This window comes from Adlercreutzia sp. CNCM I-6215, from assembly GCF_977072315.1.
In genome coordinates this window covers 167,451-187,039 of sequence record NZ_CDRVMA010000002.1, presented here as the reverse complement: position 1 = coordinate 187,039, position 19,589 = coordinate 167,451, and the positions used below count along the sequence as shown (strand labels likewise).

Annotated in this window: 15 protein-coding genes; 14 read left to right on the top strand and 1 reads right to left on the bottom strand. The window is 65.7% G+C overall.

Translation table 11 applies throughout. The features are described 5' to 3' along the window. Window position 1: 1 nt before the first annotated feature. From ACW4LP_RS02430 to polA, 3 genes are read left to right on the top strand one after another with little or no spacing between them, the layout of a single operon-like run. Window positions 2–1,345 carry a glutamine synthetase family protein gene (locus tag ACW4LP_RS02430; protein ID WP_022740169.1) on the top strand — a complete coding sequence of 448 codons (1,344 nt, stop codon included), beginning with the start codon at window positions 2–4 and terminating at the stop codon, window positions 1,343–1,345. Between the two features lies 1 nt (window position 1,346). Beyond that, complete coding sequence (locus tag ACW4LP_RS02425; protein WP_161127779.1) at window positions 1,347–2,021, top strand: winged helix family transcriptional regulator; 675 nt, start codon at window positions 1,347–1,349, stop codon at window positions 2,019–2,021. 17 nt (window positions 2,022–2,038) lie between these two features. After that, entirely contained in the window at window positions 2,039–4,666 is a 2,628-nt protein-coding gene (gene polA / locus ACW4LP_RS02420) for a DNA polymerase I (protein WP_455803432.1), read from the top strand. Window positions 4,667–4,740: 74 nt separating this feature from the next. Here the strand turns inward: polA and ACW4LP_RS02415 are convergent, their stop codons facing one another. Further along, window positions 4,741–5,706, bottom strand: coding sequence for a helix-turn-helix transcriptional regulator (locus ACW4LP_RS02415; RefSeq protein WP_306506514.1), 966 nt, complete (start codon window positions 5,704–5,706; stop codon window positions 4,741–4,743). A 482-nt stretch (window positions 5,707–6,188) separates the two neighbouring features. Between ACW4LP_RS02415 and arcA the strand changes: the two genes are divergently transcribed. The 11 genes from arcA (at window position 6,189) to ACW4LP_RS02360 (ending at window position 19,453) form a co-directional block, all read left to right on the top strand. Beyond that, a complete protein-coding gene (gene arcA, locus ACW4LP_RS02410; protein WP_455803431.1) occupies window positions 6,189–7,412 on the top strand; it encodes an arginine deiminase in 1,224 nt (407 codons plus the stop codon). Between the two features lie 68 nt (window positions 7,413–7,480). Next, window positions 7,481–9,085 (top strand): YfcC family protein, encoded by a 1,605-nt coding sequence (locus ACW4LP_RS02405; RefSeq protein WP_455803430.1) that lies wholly within the window; start codon window positions 7,481–7,483, stop codon window positions 9,083–9,085. Window positions 9,086–9,559: 474 nt separating this feature from the next. Further along, window positions 9,560–9,880, top strand: coding sequence for a 50S ribosomal protein L21 (rplU, locus tag ACW4LP_RS02400; protein WP_022740162.1), 321 nt, complete (start codon window positions 9,560–9,562; stop codon window positions 9,878–9,880). A gap of 21 nt (window positions 9,881–9,901) precedes the next feature. Then, window positions 9,902–10,162 carry a 50S ribosomal protein L27 gene (rpmA, locus tag ACW4LP_RS02395; RefSeq protein WP_022740161.1) on the top strand — a complete coding sequence of 87 codons (261 nt, stop codon included), beginning with the start codon at window positions 9,902–9,904 and terminating at the stop codon, window positions 10,160–10,162. Window positions 10,163–10,518: 356 nt separating this feature from the next. Continuing rightward, entirely contained in the window at window positions 10,519–11,916 is a 1,398-nt protein-coding gene (gene obgE / locus ACW4LP_RS02390) for a GTPase ObgE (protein ID WP_117284948.1), read from the top strand. Next, the gene (gene proB, locus ACW4LP_RS02385; RefSeq protein ID WP_114548744.1) at window positions 11,916–13,049 is read left to right on the top strand and encodes a glutamate 5-kinase; all 1,134 of its coding nucleotides are present in this window, start codon (window positions 11,916–11,918) and stop codon (window positions 13,047–13,049) included. The genes obgE and proB overlap by 1 nt, the downstream gene beginning before the upstream one ends. 9 nt (window positions 13,050–13,058) lie before the next feature. After that, on the top strand, window positions 13,059–14,348 hold the full coding sequence (locus tag ACW4LP_RS02380; protein ID WP_161128446.1) for a glutamate-5-semialdehyde dehydrogenase: 1,290 nt from the start codon (window positions 13,059–13,061) through the stop codon (window positions 14,346–14,348). Between the two features lie 5 nt (window positions 14,349–14,353). Beyond that, on the top strand, window positions 14,354–15,022 hold the full coding sequence (gene nadD / locus ACW4LP_RS02375) for a nicotinate-nucleotide adenylyltransferase (RefSeq protein WP_455803429.1): 669 nt from the start codon (window positions 14,354–14,356) through the stop codon (window positions 15,020–15,022). Continuing rightward, window positions 15,003–15,644: a bis(5'-nucleosyl)-tetraphosphatase (symmetrical) YqeK gene (yqeK, locus tag ACW4LP_RS02370; RefSeq protein ID WP_418686573.1), complete on the top strand. Its 642-nt coding sequence runs from the start codon at window positions 15,003–15,005 to the stop codon at window positions 15,642–15,644. The genes nadD and yqeK overlap by 20 nt, the downstream gene beginning before the upstream one ends. Window positions 15,645–15,783: 139 nt before the next feature. Next, window positions 15,784–16,239, top strand: a complete 456-nt coding sequence (gene rsfS, locus ACW4LP_RS02365; protein WP_455803428.1) for a ribosome silencing factor — start codon at window positions 15,784–15,786, stop codon at window positions 16,237–16,239. A gap of 604 nt (window positions 16,240–16,843) precedes the next feature. After that, window positions 16,844–19,453, top strand: coding sequence for a BTAD domain-containing putative transcriptional regulator (locus ACW4LP_RS02360; RefSeq protein WP_022740153.1), 2,610 nt, complete (start codon window positions 16,844–16,846; stop codon window positions 19,451–19,453). The last annotated feature ends 136 nt before the right edge of the window (window positions 19,454–19,589 follow it).

Sequence of the window (19,589 nt, the reverse complement as noted above, 5' to 3'; positions counted from 1 at the left end):
TATGGTTGCGAATCCGGAGCAGGACTTCGTCCTGAAAACGGTTGAGAGCAGGGATGTTCACTTCGTTCGCTTCTGGTTCACCGACGTCTTGGGCAACATGAAGTCCTTCGCGGTGGTGCCCGGCGAGCTGGAGAGCGCCTTCGAGGAGGGCATGGGCTTCGACGCCAGCTGCATCGAGGGCTTCTCGGCGGCGCAGGAGTCGGACATGCTGGCCTTTCCCGACCCTTCCACCTTCGAGATCTTGCCCTGGCGTCCCCAGGCCAACGCCGTGGCCCGCATGATCTGCGACATCCGCACGCCGGAGGGGGAGCCCTACGCGGGAGATTCGCGCCATGTGCTGGAGCGGGTGGTGCGCCGCGCCGCCGAGGACGGCTACTCGTTTATCGTAGGGCCCGAGCTGGAGTACTTCTACTTCAAGGACGCCGAGGGCACCGACGTGCTCGATCATGGCAGCTACTTCGACCTGACGTCGCTCGATTCCGCCTCCGATCTGCGCCGCGACACGGTGCTCACTTTGGAGAAGATGGGCATTCCCGTGGAGTACTCCCACCACGAGAAGGGCCCTTCCCAGCACGAGATCGACTTGCGCTACGCCGATGCGCTCTCCATGGCCGACGCCGTTATGACCTACAAGCAGGTGGTGAAGGAAATCGCCATGAAGCACGGGGTGTACGCCTCGTTCATGCCCAAGCCCATGGCGGATGCTCCCGGCAACGGCATGCACGTGCACCAGAGTCTCATGGATCGCTCCGGCAACAACGTGTTCTTCGACCCGGACGATCCGTCCGGGTACAACCTGTCGGCCACGGCGAAGAGCTACATCGCCGGCCTTCTGAAGTACGCGCCGGAGTACACGCTGGTCACGAACCAGTACGTGAACTCCTACAAGCGCCTGCAGCCGGGAGGGGAGGCGCCCACCTGCATCAGCTGGGGCGCGCGAAACCGCTCGACCTTGGTGCGCATCCCGGGCTATCGCCCGAACAGCGAGTCGGCCTGCCGGGTGGAGCTGCGCAGCCCCGACCCGGCGGCGAACCCCTATCTCGCCTTCGCCGTCATGCTGGCCGCGGGGCTGGCGGGCATCGAGGAGGGGCTTGAGCTGATGCCCCCGGCCGACGAGGCCGCGCCCATCGGCTGCACCCGCTACGAGCATCGCGCCCGGGGCATCGAGACGCTGCCGGAATCCCTCGGCGAGGCCGTGGAGCGCTTCGCGGAGAGCAAGCTGATGCGCGAGACCTTGGGCGAGCACATCCACGATTACCTCGTGCGCACCAAGCGCGAGGAATGGGAGGCCTACCAGGGTATCGTGACCGCGTGGGAGCTCGAGCGCAATTTGGCGGTGTTGTAGCATGCAGCGCAAAACGATTATCTTCATCGCCGACAGCCTCGACAACGCCCACAAGTTCCAGCAGGTGCTCTCGAAGCTGGACGTAGACGTGGCTGCGGGCTCATCGGTGCAGTTCAAGAAGCTGCTCGCGGCGCACCCGAGCCACGATCTGGTCATCTACGAGGCCCGGGGCGACGCTCTGGGCACGGTGGCCTCGGTGGAGGCGGCGCTTGCCGAGGAAGGTGCCACTGCCATGCTCGTCATCGTGAACGAGGACCAGCTGGCCCAGTTCCGTCTGCCGGTGTCCTGCAAGGCCGACTTCGTCGTGCACGGGGCGAGCGCCGCCGAGTGCGCCACCCGCATTCGACAGCTGCTGTGGCCCGGCAACGAGGGCAGTTCGGCCGACTACATCACCGTGGACAACATGACCGTGAACCTTGCCACCTACCAGGTGAAGGTCGGCGGCGAGCCGGTGGACCTCACCTATTTGGAATACGCCCTGCTCGCCTTCCTCGTCACCCATCCGGGCCGCACCTACTCCCGAGACGCGCTGCTGCGCCGCGTGTGGGGCTTCGACTACTACGGCGGCAGCCGCACCGTGGACGTCCACGTGCGCCGCGTTCGCGCCAAGCTCGGCCCGGAGCTCGCTCAGCGCCTGGAGACGGTGCGCGGCGTCGGCTATTTGTGGAACGCCTAAGACCCGAAAGGCTCGAAATGTCAAAAAAGATTGCCGTTATCGACGGAAACTCGCTCATGCATCGTGCCTACCATGCGGTGCAGACGCCCATGACCGCCAAGGACGGCACCCCCACCAACGCCGTCTTCGGCTTCCTCACCATGCTCTGCAAGTTCATCGAGATGGCCTCGCCGGACGCGGTGGTGTGCGCCTTCGACGCCGGCAAGCCGGTGCACCGCATCGAGGCCATGGCCCAGTACAAGGCGCAGCGGCCGCCCATGGACGAGGAGCTGCACGTGCAGTTCCCCGTCATTCAGGAGCTGCTCGAGTCCATGGCCATCCCCGTGGTGAAGGTGCCCGGCTGGGAGGGCGACGACATTCTGGGCACCATTGCCGCCCGCGACGAGGCGCTGGGATACGAGACCCTGCTCGTCACCGGCGACAAGGACGCCTACCAGCTGGCGAGCGAGTTGACGCGCATCGTGACCACGAAGAAGGGCATCACGGACGTGACCATCAACGGGCCGGCCGAGGTGGAGGAGCGCTACGGCGTGACGCCCGCCCAGTTCATCGACTACCTGGGGCTTATGGGCGACAGCTCCGACAACATCCCCGGCGTGCCCGGCATCGGGCCCAAGACCGCCACGAAGCTTCTGCAGACCTACGGGTCGATGGAGGGCATCTACGAGCACGTGGGGGAGCTCAAGGGCAAGCAGAAGGAGAACATCGAGAACAACCGCGAGACGGCGTTTCTGTCCCGGGAGATCGCGACCATCGTGACCGATCTGGACTTCCCCCTCGACTTGGAGGCGGTGAGCTTTCCCGCCTTCGACGCGGCGGACGTGGAGGAGGCGTTCGGCAAGTACCAGCTGGCGAGCCCCTTGGCCCGGGTGCTGGCCATGATCGATGCCGAGCCGCCCTCGCGCGAGGCGAAATTGGAAGTGGCGCCGGTGCTCGAGGGGGACGCCGGCGCGGCCGAGGTCGTTCGGGCCGTGAAGGCGGGGGAGACCATCGGCGTCGCCTTCGTCGATCCGGAGCAGGTGTCGTTGTTCGACGAGGGGGCGACCGGCGCGTTCGCCACCGACGAGGCAACGGTCGTCGCGGTGGGAGACGACGCGCTGGCGCTGCTCGCCCAGGTGGTTCGGGAAGGCTCGTTCGTGGCCCTGGATGTGAAGGCGGAGCTGCATCGGGTGTACCCGGCCGACACCGCCGAGCCGGCTCTCGTGAGCGATGGGGAGGTGCTCTCTGCCGACGGCTTCGACCTGTCCGTGGCGGGCTACGTGCTGAACTCGTCGCTTTCCGCCTACACCTACGACTCGCTCATGGAGGCCCTGGCCGCCTCCACGCTGCCCGAGGCCGAAACCGACGCCGAGCGCGCGGCCATCCGCGCCACGGCGGCTCGTCTGCTGAAGGGGCTCTTGGAGGAGGCGCTGAAGAAGGACGGCAGCTGGGACGCTTACGCCGACATCGACTTGCCGCTCGTGGGGGTGCTCGCCGTCATGGAGCGCGTGGGCGCCGCCATCGACGCGGAGCGCCTGGAGGCGCTGGGGCGCGAGGCCCAGGCCGAGGTGGACGGTCTCACGGCCCAGATTTACAAACTGGCCGGCGAGCCCTTCAACTTGAGTTCCCCCAAGCAGCTGGCCCACATCCTCTTCGAGGTGCTGGAACTGCCCCCGGTGAAGAAGAACCAGCGCGGGTACTCCACCGACGCCAAGGTGCTCACGGAGCTGTCGGCCATCCATCCGTTGCCCGACCTCATCCTGCGCTACCGCGAGTTCTCGAAGATCAAGAACACCTACATTGACGCCCTGCCCCGTATGCGGGCCGCCGACGGTCGCGTGCACACCCAGTTCAACGAGACGGTCACCACGACCGGGCGCCTGTCGTCATCCGACCCGAACCTGCAGAACATTCCCGTGCGCACCGAGTTCGGCCGCCAGATCCGCAGTTGCTTCGTGCCGCTGCGGGCGGGCGAGCTGTTCCTGTCGGCGGACTACTCGCAGATCGAGCTGCGCCTGCTCGCGCATCTGTCCGGCGACGAGCACTTGGTAGCGGCGTTCAACTCCGGGGCGGATTTCCACGCCTCCACGGCCTCTCGCGTCTTCGGTCTGCCGGTGGAGGCGGTGACACCGGAGCTGCGCAGCCGCGCCAAGGCGGTGAACTTCGGCATCGTCTACGGCCAGCAGGCCTTCGGACTCTCCCAGACGCTGGACATCCCCGTGGCCGAGGCCCGCGAGATGATCGACCGCTACTTCGAGGCGTACCCCGGCGTGCGCACTTACTTGGACGAGACCGTCGCCGAGGCCCGCGAGCGCGGCTTCGCCGAGACCATGCTCGGCCGCAAGCGCCACATTCCCGAGCTGAAGAGCTCCAACGGCCAGCAGCGGGCCTTCGGCGAGCGCACGGCCATGAACCATCCCATGCAGGGGAGCGCCGCCGACATCATCAAGATGGCCATGAACGAGGTGCAGCGCCGTCTTCTGGCCGAGGACTTTGAGGCCCAGCTCATGATCCAGGTGCACGACGAGCTGGACTTCTCGGTGCCGGCTGGGGAAGTGGAGCGGTTGGCCGCCATGGTGAAAGAGGTCATGGAGGGCGTCGTCGAGCTGAAGGTACCCCTCATCGCCGATGTCAGCTGGGGCCCCACCTGGGCCGAAGCGCACTAGCCGCGTTCGCAGGGGGATAAAGCGCGCAGCGGGCTGGGGATACCTCGTCCCGACCTCCCAGTCAGAGGAGTCCCTTACACCGTCTTCCAGAAATCCTGGATGAGCTCCTGGCGGTTGGTATGCCCCGTCTTTTGCAAGATGTTGTGCACGTGCACCTTCACGGTGGACGGGGAGAGCGACATCGCCGAGGCGATGTTCTGGTTGTCCTGATCGCGCAGGATGTAGTCGAGCACCTCCTGCTCGCGGGCCGTCAGCTGGTGGCGCTTGGCGTAGACGAGCAGATCCTCGGCTGTCTGACGATAGCGGAGGGTGTCGTCCACCACGGGCGCCTTGTTGGAGTGAATATCCAGCTGACGCAGGGCGAACCAGCAGGTCATGGCTGCACAGACCATCATGAGCACGTTCTCGGCGTAGTTTCGCTCCGCCGAGAACGTGAACGGTCCTATCGTGATCGTGTCGGTGGAAAGCACGAGGAAGAACAGCGCGTCCTCGGCTACCATGACCATTCCGAGTAGGGCGAGAGCGATGCAATGGTTCTTGTAGCGACCAAGTCGTTGCCGCTCGACCGGGTCTTTCGTACGCAGGTAGTGAACGGCGCCATAGGCCAGGATCCAGAACATGAAGGCGGCGCGGCAGCTGTAATAGCAGAACCTCAGCACCTTGCTCTCGCCGGAGATGGCGAGCAGGATCAGCGAGAGGGCGGCATAAACGACGATGGGCGTGATGCGGATGCTGCGACGGCATTCGCCGATGTACTCGCAGACCATGAACCAGAAGGCGCCGAGAAAGCCGGCTCCAGTGACCATCGTGTAAAGCGAGCGGATGAAATAGTACTCCTGGGTCAGCCCCGAGGCCAGCTCGCGCGCCGCATAGTCGTCCTGCAGGATGGAGGCCACGTCGAAGAAGTAGAACATGAACGCGATGCAGGCGAACAGCATCGTCTTCCGCTTCGTTACCAGATACGAGGAAAGGCAAACCGCCGCCGTCAGTGCCGAGACGAGAATAACCAAGAGTGTCTCGTAAAAAATCGCCAGTCCCATAGACCCCTTCGTTCCAGCCAGCCTGCATCAGGCCCTCTTTTTAAGCTCATTATATCGCTTCGCGGGGAATTTCGAGGGCCGGGGGAAGCCGTCGAGAGCGATGGGGGCCTGGATGGCGCTCTGCGTTCCCCGAATGCGTCGCTCGAAGGAGAGTTGTGGAGACGCGCCCGGGCGAAAACTCTTGAGCAGAAAGCTTACGAAACGGTAACAGCGCTTAATTACCTGACGAAAAGTCAATAATCAGAGTTTTTAAAAAGCGTAAGTGACCTGCGGTTTAGGTTGGTTGTAGAAGAAACCCGTAGGAAAGCGTTTGGCTGATGGGGCCGAGCTACAACTGGTTTAGACCTTTCGCAAACTTCATAGTTCCTGCACATTGGATTCATGAAATCGCGAGCCAGTTCCTTCGGGACTCGCGTGGCCGTGGAGGGAAACCGCGGCAGCCGGCAATCGAGTGGCGCGGACGCGCCAGATCGGAGAGTCACATGCAAGGAGTAAACGTCAAGAGCGAGATCGGCAACCTCAAGAAGGTTATCCTTCATCGCCCGGGGAACGAGCTTTTGAACCTCACCCCGAACACGCTGGAGGAGCTGCTGTTCGACGACATCCCGTTCTTGGAGGTCGCTCAGGCCGAGCACGACGCCTTCGCGGGCATTCTGCGCGAGGAGGGCGTGGAGGTCGTCTATCTGGAGGACCTTATGGCCGAGGCCCTGGACACCGACCCGGCCCTGCGCGAGAAGTTCCTCGACCAGTGGATCTACGAGGCGGGCATCCGCACCGACCTGTACACCCAGATCATCAAGGACTACATCAATAGCGAGTACACCGGCACCAAGGACATGGTCATGAAGACCATGGCGGGCATCAACCTGCAGGAGCTGCCGCAGCAGCACACCAACCTGCTCGTGGACATGGTGTCCGACCGCACGAAGCTCGTGTGCGCCCCGATGCCGAACCTGTACTTCACCCGCGACCCGTTCGCGATGATCGGCAACGGCGTGTCCATCAACCGCATGTACAGCCAGACGCGCAACCGCGAGACCATCTACGGCGACTACATCTTCAACTATCATCCGGATTTCAAGGACGTGCCGCAGTACTACAGCCGCGAGAACACCTTCCACATCGAGGGCGGCGACGTGCTGAACATCAACGACCACGTGCTGGCCATCGGCATCTCCCAGCGCACCGAGCCCGACGCCATCGATCAGCTGGCCCACAACGTGTTCAGCGACGAGACGTCCACCATCGACACCATCCTGGCGTTCAACATCCCGGTGTCCCGCGCCTTCATGCACCTGGACACGGTGTTCACCCAGATCGACCGCGACAAGTTCACCATCCATCCCGGCATCATGGGCCCGCTGACCGTCTTCGAGATCACCCCGGACGGCAACGGCGGCACCAAGATCCGCGAGCGCGACGAGGATCTGGAGTCCATCCTGACCGAGTACGTCGGCCAGCCCGTGAAGCTCATCCCCTGCGGCGGCGGCGACCGCATCGCGGCCGAGCGCGAGCAGTGGAACGACGGCTCCAACACGCTCTGCGTCCGTCCCGGCACCGTGGTGGTGTACCAGCGCAACAACGTCACCAACGACGTGCTGTACAAGAACGGCATCAACTGCCTGGTCATGCCGTCGGCCGAGCTCTCCCGCGGCCGTGGCGGCCCGCGCTGCATGTCCATGCCGGCCTGGCGCGAGGCTATCTAGGCTTTCTTCCTGTCCAAACGGCGGCCGATCTCCCTTATCGGCCGCCTCTCCCTTAAGGAGAAACTCCCATGGCTGATACTAAAAAGAAGAAGCGCGCGAGCCTCTCTTCGTTCACTATTTTGCTGATCATCCTGGTGGCGCTTGCGGTCATTACCGTTATCATGGCCGCCTGCGGCGTCGAGGGCATCGAGGGCGCCACGCTCTCCGGCGTGCTCACCGCGCCGGTCTTCGGCTTCCAGGACGCCATCGGCGTGTGCCTGTTCGTTATGATCCTCGGCGGTTTCCTCGGTATCGTCACCGAGACCGGCGCGCTCGATGCCGGCATCGCCGCGCTGGTGCACAAGCTCAAGGGCAACGAGCTCGTGCTCATCCCCATTTTGATGTTCATCTTCTCCATCGGCGGCACCACCTACGGCATGTGCGAGGAAACGGTGCCCTTCTACCTGCTGCTCGCCGCCACCATGGTGGCCGCCGGCTTCGACAGCCTGACCGGCGCGGCGGTCGTCCTTTTGGGCGCCGGCTGCGGCGTTTTGGGCTCGACTGTGAACCCGTTCGCCGTGGGCGTGGCCGTCGATGCGCTCTCCGGTATCGGCATTGCCGTCAACCAGGGCATCATCATCGCGCTCGGCGCTATTCTCTGGCTCACGACGACGATCATCTCCATCATCTTCGTGATGCGCTACGCCAAGAAGGTGAAGGCCGACAAGGGCTCCACCTTCCTGTCGTTGCAGGAGCAGCAGGATATGATGAACGAGTGGGGCATGACCGACTCCGAGGCCGAGGCTGCTGACGGTCAGGAGATGGCTCCGAAGATGACCGGTCGCCAGAAGGCCACCCTCGTCGTGTTCGCGCTCACCTTCGTCATCATGATCGTGTCGTTCATCCCCTGGGAGGATCTGGGCTTCGATGGCTTTGTGGCCGGCCAGTCCTATGAGGAAGTGTCGACGACGATGACCGGCGAGGAGGTCGCCACCTTCATCGACGACGCCAACGACGGCGCCACCACGACCACCATCGCCGAGCCCGTCGAGGCCGTCTCCGTCTCCGAGGAGGAGGTCACTCCGGCTTGGTCGAGCTTCCTTACCGGCATTCCTCTGGGCCAGTGGTACTTCGACGAGGCCTCCACGTGGTTCCTGCTCATGGCGCTCATCATCGGCGTCATCGGCGGCGTGTCCGAGAGCCGCTTCGTGAAGGCGTTCATCAACGGCGCCGCCGACATGATGTCGGTCGTGCTCATCATCGCGCTGGCCCGCTCCATCACCGTGCTTATGGCCTCCACCGGTCTGGACATGTGGATCCTGAACAACGCGGCCAACGCGCTCGCGGGCATGTCGGCGATCATCTTCGCGCCGCTGTCGTTCCTGCTCTACATCGTCCTGTCCTTCCTGATCCCGTCCTCCTCCGGCATGGCGACGGTCTCCATCCCGATTCTGGGCGGCCTGGCCCACCAGCTGAACTTCTCGGTCGAGACCATGGTCATGATCTACTCCGCCGGCAACGGCCTTGTGAACCTGTTCACGCCGACCTCCGGCGCCATCATGGGCGGTTTGGCCCTCGCCAAGATCGAGTACTCGACCTGGCTCAAGTTCGGCGCGAAGCTGTTCGTGGTCCTCGGCATCGTCTGCATGGTGATCCTTACCGCTGCGATGCTCATTCTGCCTGGAGCAGCCTAGGATGTACCGATAACAGCCTGCCGGCTGTCATCCTTCCGGGAGGGCGTCCCCTGCGCGGGGCGCCCTCCTCGTGTGTTCCGCCTGGCTCTTCCTCGTTTTGGAAAATGTGCCATTTTGGCCCAAATCTGGAAAACGTGCTATTTTGGCTCGCGAAATTTGGAAAATGTGCTTTTCTGTTTTCGGGAAACACCTAGTTTGACCTGGTATAACTCCAGATTTCCCAGGTCAGAGGCCTGAACAAAAAAGCACATTTTCCAGATGAAAAGCTCGCGGCTCGGTAGTTGCGCGCGATGGGCCGATGGGCTGCTGGGTGAGGAAAGAAGCTCGGCGGGGGTCGCAAGGCAACTCCGTCGTTTCCTGCATATGTAGATGCTCGGTGAACGGCGGGTTTTTGCGGGAGAAAATCATTGACTCGCGCGGGGGTGTCGGGTAAGATATCGCCTTGCGTTTAGTCACATTCAAGGAGAAACTTACATGTACGCAATCGTGAAAACGGGCGGCAAGCAGTACAAGGTCGCCCCCGGAGACAAGATCAACATCGAGAAGCTCAACGTCGAGCCTGGCGACAAGGTGGAACTTGAGGCCATCTGCGTGGTAGACGGCGACAAGGTGGAGGCCGACCCCGAGAAGGCCGCCAAGACCAAGGTCGTGGCCACCGTGCTCGAACAGTTCAAGGGCGACAAGGCGCTGGTCTTCAAGTTCAAGAAGCGCAAGAACTACAAGAAGCTGCGCGGTCATCGTCAGAACCTGACCCGCGTGAAGATCGAATCCGTCGGTACGGCCAAGGCCGAGTAACGGGTTAAGGAGGAATCTCTCATGGCACACAAGAAAGGCTTGGGCTCTACCCGTAACGGTCGCGACTCTCACGCGCAGCGACTGGGCGTGAAGAAGTTCGCCGGCGAGGCTGTGAAGACCGGCAACATCATCGTCCGCCAGCGCGGCACCCACTTCCATCCCGGTGAGAACGTGGGCCGCGGCAAGGACGACACCCTGTTCGCCCTGTGCGATGGCACGCTGAAGTTCACGCGCGGCCAGAAGCGTAAGATTCACGTCATCCCGGCCGAGCAGACCGCCTAAACGCTTTAAGTCTCAACGACTGCGTAACATCAACGGTAACCCAATGCCCTCTGAAGTTTCAGGGGGCATTGTTGTATTCAGTAAGAAAACGCGCGCAGCGGTGGCGGGAGGAGGCGCTCGACGACCTCTGATCGCCCCCTGGAGAACGCGGCCGTTAAGAAATAGCTTCCATGTCAGCAGCAACGATGCGGGGATGGTACCGACTTGTGTGCGTTCCCCCCGCTATTTCTTTTGCCGCGTTCGGAAGGGGATAAAGCGATCAGCGGGCGGCGAGCGCCTCCTCCCGCCACCGCCCGAGAGGAATTCTGGGCAGAGTGTGCGATAATCTGCACACTGACTAGTAAGGAAAGGCTCCTATGTTCATCGATAAGGTTCGCATCAATGTGAAGGGCGGCAATGGGGGCGCCGGGTGCATGTCGTTCCGGCGCGAGGCCCACGTGCCCAAGGGCGGCCCCGACGGCGGCGATGGCGGTCACGGCGGCAACGTCATCGTTGTGGCCGACGCCTCGGTCTCCTCGCTCATCGAGTACCGCTTCAAACACCACTTCAAGGCCGAGCGCGGTACCCATGGCCGCGGCAGCCGCATGCACGGCGCTACCGGCGAGGATCTCGTGCTGAAGGTGCCCGTGGGCACCGTCGTGCGCGAGTATTTCGAGGAAGAGGGGGAAGTGGGCGAGATGATCGCCGATCTGACCCACGACGGCGAGTCGGTCACCGTGGCGCGCGGCGGCATGGGCGGCCGCGGCAACATCCACTTCGTCACCTCCACGCGTCGCGCCCCGGCCTTCGCCGAGCTGGGCGAGCCGGCCGAGGAGCGCTGGATCGAGCTAGAAATGAAGCTCATGGCCGATGCGGCCTTGGTGGGCATGCCGTCGGCGGGCAAAAGCTCGCTCATCGCGAAGATGAGCGCCGCGCGGCCGAAGATCGCCGACTACCCGTTCACCACGCTCGTTCCCAACCTCGGCGTGGCCACCTCGGGCGACCTCTCCTTCGTCGTGGCCGATATCCCGGGGCTCATCGAAGGGGCCTCCGAGGGCCGCGGGTTGGGACACGAGTTCCTGCGCCACATCGAGCGCACGGCCCTCATCGTGCAGGTCGTCGATTTGACCGGCGACTGGGAAGGCCGCGATCCTTTGGAGGACTACGAGATCATCAAGAACGAGTTGGCCCTGTACGCCGACGAGCTGGCGGCGCGGCCCCGCATCGTCGTGGCCAACAAGATCGACGTGCCCGGCACCGAGGAGGCCTGCGAGGCGCTGGCCGCCCGGGTGCGCGAGGACTCCATTGCCGCGGCCGGGGGCAACGAGTTCGTGGAAAGCCCCATCGATCCGAAGCTCTACCGCATAAGCGCGCTGACGGGCGCCGGCGTGGACTCGCTGAAGGCCGCCATCGCCACCAAGGTGCACGCCCTGCGCGAGGCGGCCCGCGAGCAGGCGGCATCCGACATGCAGTACGACCACGTGTGGGAGCTGCGCCGCGAGGCCCGCGAGAAGCGCTTCGACATCATCTCCGAGGGCCCCGGCGCCTGGCGCGTTTCCGGCGTGCAGGTGGAGCGCATGGTGGTGCAGACCGACTGGGAGAACGAGGAGGCCGTGGCCTTCTTCCAGCACCGCTTCAAGCGCATGGGGGTCGATACGGCCCTCGAGAAGGCCGGCGCCCGCGACGGGGACGAGGTGCGCATCCTCGGCTTCTCGTTCGCTTTCGAATCTCCCACGGCCGGTGCCGTGGACGTCTACCAGGAGCTGGATATCTGATGAGCGACGCGACGCACAGGCGCAAGCGCCTGGTGGTGAAGATCGGCTCGGCCACCCTCACCACCTCCGAGAGTTCTATCGACTACGGGTTTCTGAACGATCTGGCCGATCAGGTGGCGCGGGTTCGCGCGGCCGGATGGGACGTGGTCATCGTCACGTCGGCGGCCATTGCCTGCGGCCTGGAGGCACTGGGCATCGCCAAGCGCCCGACGGACATGCCGAGCCTGCAGGCGGCGGCCTCCGTGGGGCAGAGCGCCCTTTCCACGGCCTATGCCGAGGCCTTCGGGGCGCAGGACATGCTGACGAGCGTGGTGCTGCTCACCCGGCGCGACACGGCGGACCGCTCGGCCTACCTGCACGCGCGGGATACGCTTGACCGGCTTCTGGAGCTGTCCGTGGTGCCCATCGTGAACGAGAACGACACGGTGTCCGTCGAGCAGATCCGCTTCGGCGACAACGATACCTTGGCGGCGCTCGTGGCCTGCCTCATCGACGCCGACCTCATGGTGATCCTCTCGGATATCGACGGGCTGTACACGGCGAACCCGCAGATCGATCCGGCGGCCACGCTCATTCCCGTCGTGGATCGCGTCGGCCGCGACATCTTGGCTGCGGCCGGCGGCGCGGTGTCCGGCGTGGGAAGCGGCGGCATGATCACGAAGATCAAGGCGGCCCGGGTGCTCATGGCCGCAGGCATCCCCATGGTCATCTGCCAGGGGAGGCGCGCGGATTGCATCGCTCAGGCCGCTGCCGGAGAGGCAGTCGGCACGCTGTTCACGGCGCCGGATCGCCCCCACGAGATCACGGCCAAGAAGCTGTGGATCGCGCTCGGGGACTCCGTGCACGGCACCGTCGTCGTGGACGAGGGGGCCCGCGATGCTCTGGTGATGCGCGGCAAGTCGCTCCTTTCCGTGGGCATTCGCGCCGTGGAGGGCGACTTCGGGTTGGATGACATCGTGGACGTGGCCGACGAGACGGGGCACGTGTTCGCGCGGGGCCGTGCCGCGGCGGCGAGCGACCTTCTGAAGCTGGCCTGCGGGCGCAGCCGCGAGGAGGTGGCGAGCAACGCCATCCTGGCCGTGCTGGCCGACCGCCCCGTCATCCATCGCGACGAACTGGTTCTATTCGAATAGGAGAGGCCCATGACTTTGGAAGAGGAAGTGCGCGAGCTGGCGAAATTCGCAAAAGCGGCGAGCGTGAAGTTGGCTCAGGCGACGACCGAGGAGCGCAACGGGGCGCTGCTCGCCATGGCGGCGGCCCTGCGGGCGCAGGCGCCGGCCATCGTGGAGGCCAACGGCGAGGACATGGAGGCGGCCCGGGCGGCCGGCACCACCGAGGCGCTGCTGGACCGGCTCATGCTGGACGAGCCTCGCGTCTTTGCTATGGCCGACGCTTTGGAGGAGGTGGCGGCGCTGCCCGATCCGCTCGGCGTCGTGTCGCTGGAATCGACCCTCTACAACGGCATCGAGCTTCGGCGCGTGTCGGTGCCCCTCGGCGTGGTGGCCATGGTCTACGAGGCCCGGCCCAACGTGACCGCCGACGCTGCCGGGGTCTGCGTGAAGTCCGGCAACGCGTGCATCCTGCGGGGCGGCAGCCTTGCGGCCCGCTCCAACGAGGTCATCGCCGACGTGCTGGCCGCGGCTGCCGTGGAAGCGGGGCTGCCGGAGGGCTCCATCTGCGCGGTGACCACCACCGATCGGGCGGCCACCGATGTGCTCATGGGGCTGCACGGCCTGGTGGACGTGCTCATTCCCCGAGGAGGCGCGGGCCTTATCCGCCATTGCGTGGAGCACGCCAAAGTACCGGTCATCGAGACGGGCACGGGCAACTGCCACGTGTACGTGCATGCTTCCGCCGACCCCGCGATGGCCCGCGACATCATCAAGAACGCGAAGTGCCGCCGCTACGGGGTGTGCAACGCCGCCGAGACCCTTCTGGTGGATGCGGCGGTGGCCGATGCGGTGCTGCCGCCCATTCTCGCGGACATGAAGGAGGCCGGCGTGCTCGTCCACGGCGATGCGCGCGTGCTCGCCATCGCCGAGGCGGCCGGGCTTTCCGCGGCCGGCGACGCGCCCGATGTCGTGCTCGCCGACGAGGCCGACTGGGAGACCGAGTATCTGGGGCCCGAGCTGGCGGTGAAGTGCGTGGAAGGGTTGCAAGAGGCCATCGACCACGTGAACCGCTACGGCACGAAGCACTCCGAGGCCATCGTCGCCTCCGACGAGGCGGCCCAGGACGCCTTCCTCGCCCAGGTGGACGCGGCGGCGGTGTACGCCAACGCCTCCACGGCCTTCACCGACGGCGGCCAGTTCGGCCTCGGCGCCGAGATCGGCATCTCCACCCAGAAGATCCACGCCCGCGGGCCCTTTGCCGCCGACGCGCTCACCTCTTACAAGTACGTGTTGCGCGGCGCGGGCCAGGTGAGGGCCTAAGGGCGATGGACGGCGCCGTGGACGCGCTGGCGCAGCGGGCACGGACGGGCACGCTCGCGCGGCTGGGTATCATGGGGGGCACCTTCGACCCCCCTCACCTGGGGCATCTCGCCTGTGCCGAGGAGGCCCTCGAGGCTGCGAACCTCGATGCGGTGCTGTTCGTGCCCACGGGCCGTCCCGCCTTCAAGCAGGATCGTCTTGTGACCGCCGGCGAGGTGCGGCTGGCCATGGTGGCCGCCGCCGTGGCTGGCAACCCCGCCTTCGCCGTGAGCGCCCTGGAGGTAGAGCGCCCCGGCGTCACCTACGCCGTGGACACGTTGCGCGAGCTGCGCGAGGAGCTTCCGGGGGTGGAGCTCGTCTTCATCGTCGGCGCCGACGCGGCCCTCACGCTGCCCCGATGGCGAAAGAGCGTCGAACTGGCACACCTCGCGGCGTTCGCGGCGGCCACACGGCCCGGTTTCGAGCTGGGGGAGCAGGCCTTGCGCGATCTGCGCGAGCACGGATTCGATGTGCGTCCCTTCGCTGTGCCGGGCCTCGACATTTCCTCGAGTGCGCTGCGGCGGCGCGTGTACTCGGGGCGCACCATCCGCTATCTGGTGCCTGAGGCCGTGCGAAAGATCATTGAAGAGGAATCGTTGTACCGAAGGGAGACCGATGGTGGACGGGTGGCGTAGCGATGCATTCTACGAGGCGCGCCGTGACGAGCTGGAGAAGCGGGTGGGCCCGCGTCGTTTCAAGCACAGCCTCGGCGTGTCCGAGACGGCCGAAAAGCTGGCTCGCGTCTACGGCGCCGACGAGACGGCGGCCCGGGTGGCCGGCCTTCTGCATGACTGGGACAAGGGCTATGACGACCCGGGCATTCTCGCGCGGGCCGACGAGCTGGGGATGGAACTGGACGCCGAGCTTGTCGCCATGCCCCGCGTCCTGCATGGCCTCACCGCCGCCGTCGCCTTGGGGCGCGCCTTCCCGGAGCTGCCGCCCGAGGTGCTCACCGCCGTCGAGCGCCATACGCTGGGCGATGCGGGCATGAGCGACTTGGACATGATCGTCTATATCGCCGATGCGCTGGAGCCGGGGCGCAAGGGCAAGGTCGTGGAAAAGCTGCGCGAGAAGATAGGCGAGATCGAGCTGCGCGAGCTGTTCTTAGAGGTGTACGCCTATTGGGTCCAGCTCATCATGGAGCGCCGCCACCCCATCTATTCCAAGACCACGGAAATTTGGAACTCCTATATGCCCGAGCAGGAAGTCTACCGCGCCGAGGCCAACCCCGACCCCATTCCCTACGGAAGACCTTGACACGACAAAGGCAATGGAGGGAAGAGCTCCGGAAGGGGGCGCTCAGAGGTCTCCGCGCGCCCCCTCCCGGGCCTCTTCCCGGGGGACTTGTGCTAAGGTATGCAAGCAAAATCTGATGTTCCCGAAAGTGAGGATAGCTATGACCGATGCTGTAGAGCGGCAGGCCGCCTTCTCGCGCGAGTGCGCGCTCATCGCCGCCAAGGCCGCCGACGAGAAGAAGGCCACCGACATCATGGTGCAGGAAGTGCGCGATCTCATCGGCGTGACCGACTACTTCGTTATCGCCACCGCCGCCAATTCCCGCCAGGTGGACGCCATCATCGACGAGATCGAAGACAAGCTGCGCGAGGAGGCGTCCATCAAGCCCATCCACCGCGAGATGTCCGCCGACGGAAGCTGGTCGCTTCTGGATTACGGCAACATCGTCGTGCACGTGTTCATGCCCGAGACCCGCGAGTACTACCGCCTGGAGGCGTTGTGGAACGACGCGCCGGTGATCGACCTGGCCGCTGAGGCGGGGCTTGAGAACCTGCAGTACTCCGATCGCATCGCCAAGCTGCTCGGCCGCGAGGCGGCCCAGGGCGACGAGGCTTAAAGCTCCGAGGGCGTCCGACGGGCGATTGGGCCGGCGCGGCAGCGCGCAGGAAGGCAAGGGGCGCGAGGCGCGCATTCCGAGAAGAGAGACCCCTCCGCAACGGCGGAGGGGTCTTTTCTTGTGCCCGCGCCGACCGCCGCGGTTTCGCGGAAGTGCTCTCGCCTGACGCCCGCGCCGACCCCCACGGTTTCGCGGAAATGTTCTCGCGCGAACCGTGGAGAAACCGTGGCGGCGTCCCTGTTTCTTGTCGGCGCCGTCCCTCCTGGGGCGGCAACGGGCGCTGGCGGCTTTCTGCCGGCGGCGCGAGAGGACGGCGAGAGCCCGTCGCGCGGGTGCCGTTCGACTGCTTGTCGCTTGCATGGAGCGCGAATGGCGCTGGAGCTTTTTCGCAGATGACTGGAGACGCCTGCCGCGGGCCTTCCTCGCGCGTTCCTTGTGCTTGCGGGTGCCTTTTGCGAGGCTGCCTGTATGTTGCGGGCGGTTTGTCCGGGCGGCAATGGAAGGGGATCGGCGGCCTTATGCTCCTTGCTGGTTGCCCGGACGGTTGGGGCTTCGTAAGGTGCGATCTGTTGTTAGCGAGGGCCGACAGAAGAAGGAGATGTCCATGACCCGTTTCATCCAACAGAGCGCTTGCGAGGGAAGGCGCCCCCACGGAGTGGTTCCCGACCGTCTGAGGAGCCGACCGCGCCTCCTGTCGCGGCTCCTCGAGGATCGCGGCGCCCTGCGTCTAATCGTTGCGCCGCCGGGGTTCGGGAAGGCGACGCTCGCATTTGAGTACGCGTCCGTGATGTTCCAGTTCGAGCACGTATTCTGGCTGCGCGGCTCGTCGCCCTGCTTCTTGCGGGATTTGGATGCGGGGGTGCTGGCCGAGGCGGTGCTTGAAGCCGACGAGCACGCCGCGCTGATGGTGGTGACCGATCTTCCGCTCCTTACCGATGATCGCGCCGAGGCCTTTGCGGAGGTCGTGGAGCGCTTGGCGGATGCGAACTGCGAGGTGATCGCCACGACAACGCGGGCCGATGCGCCGATGGAGCTGTTCGGCAGGCGCGTCGTCATCGGGGCCGCGGAGATGCTGGTAGCGCGGGAGGATTTGGAGGAGGAGCCCGAAGGGGTGACGGATCGGCGCCCCTTAGGGTTGGCCGAGCGCATTGCCGCCCTGCGATGGGGGTCTGCGACGCCGATCCAGCTGGTGCTCGGCGCGAGCCGGGCGGGATGCACTCCGGAAGAAGAGCTTGCCCTGTGGGCCATGACGGTGCTCGGAAGGGGCACGATAGACGACGTGCGCGCGCTGCTCGGGGCGCGCCGGGCCGAGAAGGCCTGGGATGCTCTCGCCGCGCGTTGCCCTCTTGTGGGCATTTCCGCCGGCGAAGAGAGCTTCGCCGCGCTTTCCGTGTCCCTTGGGGAGGTGAGGGATCACGGGCGGGCGCGTCTTCAGGCGCTCGCCGAGACCTGCGGGTTCGCCGGTAGGGAGGAGGCGATGGAGGTTTTGGCGGAGCGCTTGATGGAGCGTGGGGAATGCGGGCGCGCCGTGAGCGCGATGACGCTGCTGGCGCGCCGGCGGGCCCACGGCCGGTGGCTGGCGGCGAACGGCTGGGCGGCCCTGTGGGGCGGCGCGGCCGTCGAGGTGTGCGAGCTCTACGACTCGGCGACCCGCACCCAAATGGCAGCCCGGGCGGACATCAACGCCATGATCGCCTGGGCCTGGGCGCAGCGGGGCGATCGCGCGCGGGCCGTTCAGTTCGCCCAGCGCAGCCTTGTCTCGGAGAGGAGCACGCCGCGAACGGTCCTCTCCGCGGCATTGGCGGCCTGGGAGGTGGGCAACGCGGCTACGCGCCGGGCCATGGAGGAGACGGTCGCCTCCTGTCTGGCTGAACTGGATGGCGCCGGGGGAGTCGAGCGCGAGGACGGTCTGGCCGAGCTGGTCGTGGTGGCGCATGGAGTACTGGCGCTGGGCCGCGGCGACGACGTCCTGGCGGTCTGGGCGTCCCGGGTCGGCGAAGCGCTGGACTGGGGAAGCGGCTCGCGCATCGACGTGGAGCGCCGGCTGCTCGGCGCTGCGGCGGCGCTGGAGGGCCTGGAGGCGACCGGGGCGCTGGGCGCCGGCGCCGATACGGCCATTGCCGGCCGACCCGAGCTGGTGCGGCTCGTCGCTTGCAGCCATCGCGCCCTGGACGCGCTGGTGGAGCGCGGCTGGAGCCTCGGCTTCGGAGCCTACCGGGCGGCCGCCGCACTGGAGCGGGCGGGGGAGGTGCTCGAAGGCCTCGGCCTGCCGCGGCTTTCCGCTCCTGTGGCCGCCGCATTATTTGCGGCCCATGTCGAGAAGGGGGCGGCCCGCTCGCGCCGCGAGAAGTCTTCCGGAGCCCCTGTCGTCGAGGACCCCGAGCGCGGGCGCAGTTTGCCGGTGCCCAGCGCGCCCCGGACGGCGATGGCCGTCGCGCCCGAGGTGTCCGTGGAGCCGCTGCGCCTGAAGTTGTTCGGCACCATGGAAGTCGCTTTGGGGCGTCGCGACATCACCTATCAGTTCGAGGGCCGCCCGAAGACCCGTCTTCTGCTGGCGCTGCTCGCCCTGCACCGCGGGCGCGAGCTGGGACGCGACCAGATCGTCTCCATGTTGTGGCCCGCCGCCGACAAGCGCACGGGGGCGAAGAGCTTCTACCGCGTGTGGGGAGATCTGCGATCCCTCCTTTCCCAGCAGGGGTCGTGCCCCTACCTCATCCGCAGCCGCTATGGCTGCCGGCTCGATCCCGATTTGTTCGAGAGCGACCTAGACGAGTTCGAGGAGCTGATTCGCTGCCTTCTGTTCGGCCCTGCCGACGATATGGCCTGGGAGAGGGCCATAGCCACGATCCAGGGCTCCTTCGGCAGCGTGCTTCTGCCCACCGAGCGCAAGTGCGAGGCCATCGTCGTCTTCCGCGATCGCCTCGACGCGGAGTTCGTGGACGGCCTGGTGGCGGCTTCGCGGCGTCTTCTTGTCCGGGGGGAGCTCCAGGGGGCGCTGTGGCTCGCTCGGGAGGCCTTTCAGCGCGATGCGGGGCGCGAGGACGCGGCAGCGGCTCTCATGCGCGCGCAGATGGCCACCGATCAGCGCTCGGCCGCCGTACAGACGTTCTTCGCCTGCCGCGACCGCTTGTCGCGAACGCTGGGACTCGATCCCTCGCCGGCGCTGGCCGCCCTCTACCGGCAGCTGTTGGAAGGCGAGTTGTCTTTCGCCTAGGGGTGAGGCGGGCGAGGCGGCGAAACGAGCAGGAAGTGACACCATGTTGACACGCTGCCTTCCGTACAGAAGGAGTACTATGGAACCTGACCGTTCCGCTTAGGAATGGGAACGTATTCGATTGCGCCCAGGGGCG

Excerpts from the sequence above, each read along its gene's own strand:
- polA (WP_455803432.1), top strand. The coding sequence starts at position 2,039 with ATGTCAAAAAAGATTGCCGTTATCGACGGAAACTCGCTCATGCATCGT.
- rplU (WP_022740162.1), top strand. The coding sequence starts at position 9,560 with ATGTACGCAATCGTGAAAACGGGCGGCAAGCAGTACAAGGTCGCCCCC.
- yqeK (WP_418686573.1), top strand. The coding sequence starts at position 15,003 with ATGGTGGACGGGTGGCGTAGCGATGCATTCTACGAGGCGCGCCGTGAC.
- ACW4LP_RS02380 (WP_161128446.1), top strand. The coding sequence starts at position 13,059 with ATGACTTTGGAAGAGGAAGTGCGCGAGCTGGCGAAATTCGCAAAAGCG.
- rpmA (WP_022740161.1), top strand. The coding sequence starts at position 9,902 with ATGGCACACAAGAAAGGCTTGGGCTCTACCCGTAACGGTCGCGACTCT.
- obgE (WP_117284948.1), top strand. The coding sequence starts at position 10,519 with ATGTTCATCGATAAGGTTCGCATCAATGTGAAGGGCGGCAATGGGGGC.
- ACW4LP_RS02425 (WP_161127779.1), top strand. The coding sequence starts at position 1,347 with ATGCAGCGCAAAACGATTATCTTCATCGCCGACAGCCTCGACAACGCC.
- arcA (WP_455803431.1), top strand. The coding sequence starts at position 6,189 with ATGCAAGGAGTAAACGTCAAGAGCGAGATCGGCAACCTCAAGAAGGTT.
- proB (WP_114548744.1), top strand. The coding sequence starts at position 11,916 with ATGAGCGACGCGACGCACAGGCGCAAGCGCCTGGTGGTGAAGATCGGC.
- ACW4LP_RS02430 (WP_022740169.1), top strand. The coding sequence starts at position 2 with ATGGTTGCGAATCCGGAGCAGGACTTCGTCCTGAAAACGGTTGAGAGC.
- ACW4LP_RS02360 (WP_022740153.1), top strand. The coding sequence starts at position 16,844 with ATGACCCGTTTCATCCAACAGAGCGCTTGCGAGGGAAGGCGCCCCCAC.
- nadD (WP_455803429.1), top strand. The coding sequence starts at position 14,354 with ATGGACGGCGCCGTGGACGCGCTGGCGCAGCGGGCACGGACGGGCACG.
- ACW4LP_RS02405 (WP_455803430.1), top strand. The coding sequence starts at position 7,481 with ATGGCTGATACTAAAAAGAAGAAGCGCGCGAGCCTCTCTTCGTTCACT.
- rsfS (WP_455803428.1), top strand. The coding sequence starts at position 15,784 with ATGACCGATGCTGTAGAGCGGCAGGCCGCCTTCTCGCGCGAGTGCGCG.
- ACW4LP_RS02415 (WP_306506514.1), bottom strand. The coding sequence starts at position 5,706 with ATGGGACTGGCGATTTTTTACGAGACACTCTTGGTTATTCTCGTCTCG.